This is a genomic window from Terrabacter aerolatus (genome assembly GCF_007991735.1).
GTDB lineage: Bacteria > Actinomycetota > Actinomycetes > Actinomycetales > Dermatophilaceae > Terrabacter > Terrabacter aerolatus.
This window is the reverse complement of the sequence record NZ_BJYX01000039.1, coordinates 1-4,325: the sequence shown is the minus strand read 5'-3', so window position 1 is coordinate 4,325 and position 4,325 is coordinate 1. Positions and strand designations below refer to the sequence as shown.

The following is a 4,325-nucleotide window of genomic DNA, read 5'->3' as shown; positions in this document are numbered from 1 at the left end:
ACCTGCAGGTGCACCGTCCCGTGCGCCGCGACCGGACCGGTCGCCCCCAGGCTGCTGCGCGTGTCCAGCACCCGCGCGGGCGACAGGGACACGAACGCCCCGGCAGCCGACGGTGCGAGCACCATCGGGGCCGCGAGAGACGGCGCGGCCCCGGCCGCTGGCGCCGCGCTCGCCCCGGACGAGCCCGCGACCGCTACCCCCGTCAAGGCCAGCACCAGGCTCAGGAGCGTCGCTACCCGCACACGCATTTCCCGACGAACTCGCATCCCACACTCTTCCCAAAGCCGTCACCCGTGAACGGATCGGACGCTAACGGCGCGACAACCCGGAACAGGACGGATTTGCGCTTACTGACGGCCCGCGCAACCCGTGCGCCGCTTTCGGCGCTTCGAAGAAAAGCGCTGCCGGGACTCGACCGACCCGGACGCGCAGGAGCGGCGAGACCCTCGGCGGGTCCACGCACCCATTCATTGGCTCCTGGTTGGGTCAATCGATCTGTGCGGTCGCGAACATCGGGCCAGGGCGGACGTGGCCGGGCAGGGACAGCCACCAGTCGCAGACCCCGGTCGCGAGCGGCGCGACGTCGGCCGGGCTCTCGACCTGGGCCGCCCCGGCACGGCTTTGCTCGCGCGGCGCGGCGTGCAGCGCTGGGAGACGGCGGCGCAGGTCGGCGATGAGCTCGAACCGGCCGGCGATCCCGAGCGGGTACACCAGTCCCTTCAGGATCTGCCGGGCCTGCTCGTGCGTGTCGTGCCCGCTGAGGGCGGTGACCGGGTCCTCGATGAGGTGGACGGCCCGTTGGTGGATACGGTCGTGCCGACGCGAGAGCCTGGCGCGGTCGGGGTCTGTCGCGTTGCCGACGACGATGCCCGACAGCAGGGCCAGGTCGGGGCGCGTCTGGGCGTCGGTGAGCAGGTCGACGACGACGTCGAGGTCCTCGGCGCGAGCGAGGGACACGAGCACCTCGAGGTACTCGAGGACGGCATCCCAGTCGTCGCGAGCGCGGTGCTCATCCAGGTCGCGGGCCAGGGCGGTAGCGACTGTCGACCGTTGCGGGGCGAGCATGAGGACGCGGACGGCGGCGGTGCGGGCGATGTCGTCGGTGTCCTCCAGCGCGGTCCGCACGACCCGTTCCAAGACCGGGTCGAGGTGAGTCTGGCTGTGCGTGTGGGTGTCGCTGGCGAGTGCGGCGCGGACCCGGTCCGTCATCGTGCGGAGCCGGCTCCGGTCCAGGGAGCGCCCTTCGAGCAGGATCGTCGCGGCGTCGCGTAGGTCGTGCGCGCTGAGCCCGGCCGCGAGGCGCTGTTTGCCGGGCAGGTTGAGGGCGCGCAGCAGGTTCGCGCTCTGGCGCCGGATCCGCGGCGGTCGCTGGACGTCTCGCACGAAACCGAGCGCGTACCGGACGGTCTCGCGGACAATCTCAGGGCTGGCCCGACCGCCTCGAAGGATCGAGGTGAGCGCCCCGAGCGCGGCCCGGAGCGCGTCGTCGTTCAGCGGGTGCCGGACCTGCTCGAGCAGCACCGCCACGACGTCGGGGTGACCGCAGTACATCGTCAGCTCGACGGTGTCGCTGTACACCTGCGCGTGCGGGGAGCGAAGGAGCTTGGCGGCCATGGCGGCGATGACCGGCCCGCTCTGGGGGTGCCCGGCGAGCCGGCCGAGCGCCTCGTCCCGCAGGGCGTACTCCAGGTCGAGGGAGACGGCCATCTCGAGGGCGCACCGCTCAAGCAACGCCTTCCAGTCGCGCGTGCGCAGCATCGCGGTCGGGGTCCGCCCGAGGTTGCCGGACAGGCGGTACCAGTCCAGCCCGGTCATCCGCTCCTCGCTCAGCGCCAACTCGATCAGTCCGATGGTCGCCGCCACGTCAACCGGGCCCAGCTCGGGCACGGTCGCAGTCGCCCGGATCGGGGCTGCGGCACGGTGCAGGCAGTCGATCAGGCACTGGATGGCGCCCTCGGGGTAGCCGAGCAACACCTCGTACCGGCGCACCAGCGGGTAGGTGATCGCGACGCGGCCGGACTCCCACCGGCCCACCTGGGCCCGGTGCACCGCCGGGGTCCCGTCGAATGCGGACGCGACGCGGGCCTGTGGCCGGTGAGTCGGGTCGGGGGCGTGGGTGCGCGCATTGCGCAGGGCCCATGCGGCCAGTTCAACGTCCACCTACGAGGCCCCCGTTTCTTCGCGTGACGCTGCAACCGGACATCAGACGCGTGCCTCGCCAGACCTACCCCTGTGTTGACGGCGGCTCCTTGAGCCCCGGACTTCCTTCTACCCTCTCGGAGTTGCGGATAGGGGAAGTTCGCGCAATCTCCCAGACGACTCCCAGCGGGGCGCGAGCTGACGGCGGACGGTGTTCCGCGCCGCCCTCAGCTCTTCATTCCACGTGCCCTGGCCTCACCTACGGTCCAGGCTGTGCAGTACCCCCGTTGCGGCCGATCGCGCCGGTGAGTCTGTTACCGGGTATAACAATCGCCGTCTGACTCGCTGTCCGGGCTCGCCTCGTCCATGTGCACGATCATCACGGGTCCGGCCTACACCTTCGGGCTCGGATCGCACGCCCTGACTGCGACTGCGACCGACAACGCCGGGAACCAAGGGTCGGCGACGACGACGTTCAACGTGAAGGTCAGCTCGGTCAGCCTGTGCAACCTGGTCACCCAGTTCTCGACGAGCTCCGATGTGGCCGCCGGCCTCTGCGACAAGCTCCCGGCCGCGTCGCAGGCTGCCGCACGTGGACAGAGCAAGACCAAGAGCAACATCCTTCGCGCCTTCGACAAGCAGGTCTCGGTCCAGACCGGGAAGGCGCTGACCTCCGAGCAGGCTGCCGTCCTGAACAACCTGGCAACCGCCGTCTGAGGACCCGACCCGGGGTCGGCCAGCTGAGTGCAGTCAACAGATCCGGGAATGCCGAAGCAGGAGGCGAACCACGATGCAGCAGTGAAGGGGCACGCCGAAACGTGCGCCCCTTTGCCGTGCCTCCGCCACGCCCGGCTGGAGCAGGCCCACGATGATGCGGTTCGGCGACCGCGTGGATCCGTGGAACCTCCACTGAGGGCTGACATCGGCATCGGGGTGCGAGCCTGACTGGTCAAGTGGCGGCGGAAAGACGTTCCGCCTATTTGAGCCAAGCCCGAATGACCGAGCTTCGTCGACGGCCGCCACCCGCAGATCTCCATAGCAGACCAAATCGAGTGAATAAGCTCTCCGCTCCTCCAGCAGGCGAGAGCGCCCGGACCGTCTGGGCCGGGAGAGTTCCCGTGATCGGATGCCAACGCACCAACCTGATCGCGAACAACGTCGATCTCAATGGAGGTCTTCACGTTCACAGCCAGGGCACGAGCCGACCCCTGGCGACTGAGGTAACGGCGCGACGGGACGGCTCACATGCCAGATTCGCGTGACCACTCTTGGACGCACCTTGTGGATCAAGTCGCTGCGGCGGGAGAATGCCGCGGGAAGGACCATCCTCCGAAGGAGTGGTATGCCCGCGGCGCAGAGAACGATCATCATCGACCGGCCCATAGAGGCCGTCTTCTCCTTCTTCTCCACCCCGTCCAACGACCTGCGCTGGCGACCCCACGTCAAGGAGATCCACGATCCACCGGAAGTGTGCACTGGTGTGCGGATCCGTCAGGTCATCGCCGGGCCGGGCGGTCGTGGCATCGATGCCGACATCGAAGTGACCGACTACGTACCCTCGTCGCACTACGCGTTCACCGTCGTTGCCGGACCTGCGCGCCCGCGGGGCGAGTACTCGTTCGTGACCGCCGGACCGGGTTGTACTTCAGTCACCTTCTCGCTCTCGGCCGATCTCGCCGGTCTCAAGAAGCTCCTCATGTCGGGGTCGGTCCAGAAGTCCATGGACGGTGAGAAGGCCTCACTCGACACTGCAAAGAGGCTGCTCGAGTCCGAGTAGGAGCAACCCAAAGAGAACCTGACCCGACCGGGCCTGTCTCGGGGAGACCGGCGCTCAGGTCGAGGGCTCGGCTCGCTACGAAGGGCGTGGTGGGACAACAACGACGCCGAGGGAGGCGTGCCGCAGCGCGCCGCCAGGTCCGGTCTCGATGGCCGCGGCGGCGGCTTTCCGGCCCGGTGGCTCAACGCGCCTTCCAGGAGCATTCTGGAGACATGTCCGATGACGACGACTTCCTCGCGTGGGTCCGGACCGCGCTCTACGAGGCAGAGGTCGCCCTGCACAACGGCGACCCAGTCCCGAGGCGGGCGCTCTGGTCCCGCAAAGAGCCGGTCAGCGTTCTGGGTGCTTGGCGCAGCGCGCACGGACAGAAGGAGCTCGACGAACTGTTCACCGCCCTGGGTGAGGACTT

The 4,325-nt window shown here is 69.0% G+C and carries 3 protein-coding genes and 1 pseudogene; 3 read left to right on the top strand and 1 reads right to left on the bottom strand.

The genetic code is table 11. The features are described from left to right. Positions 1-486: 486 nt before the first annotated feature. Positions 487-2,160, bottom strand: a complete 1,674-nt coding sequence (locus TAE01_RS19820) for a hypothetical protein (RefSeq protein ID WP_147068537.1) — start codon at positions 2,158-2,160, stop codon at positions 487-489. Between the two features lie 345 nt (positions 2,161-2,505). Between TAE01_RS19820 and TAE01_RS19815 the strand changes: the two genes are divergently transcribed. The 3 genes and pseudogenes from TAE01_RS19815 to TAE01_RS19805 all read left to right on the top strand — a co-directional run. Beyond that, a complete protein-coding gene (locus TAE01_RS19815) occupies positions 2,506-2,856 on the top strand; it encodes a DUF5011/hyalin repeat domain-containing protein (RefSeq protein ID WP_147068536.1) in 351 nt (116 codons plus the stop codon). Between the two features lie 625 nt (positions 2,857-3,481). Then, complete coding sequence (locus TAE01_RS19810; protein ID WP_147068535.1) at positions 3,482-3,916, top strand: SRPBCC family protein; 435 nt, start codon at positions 3,482-3,484, stop codon at positions 3,914-3,916. A gap of 212 nt (positions 3,917-4,128) precedes the next feature. Further along, a pseudogene (locus TAE01_RS19805) lies at positions 4,129-4,325 on the top strand (DUF4440 domain-containing protein); the annotation flags it as partial.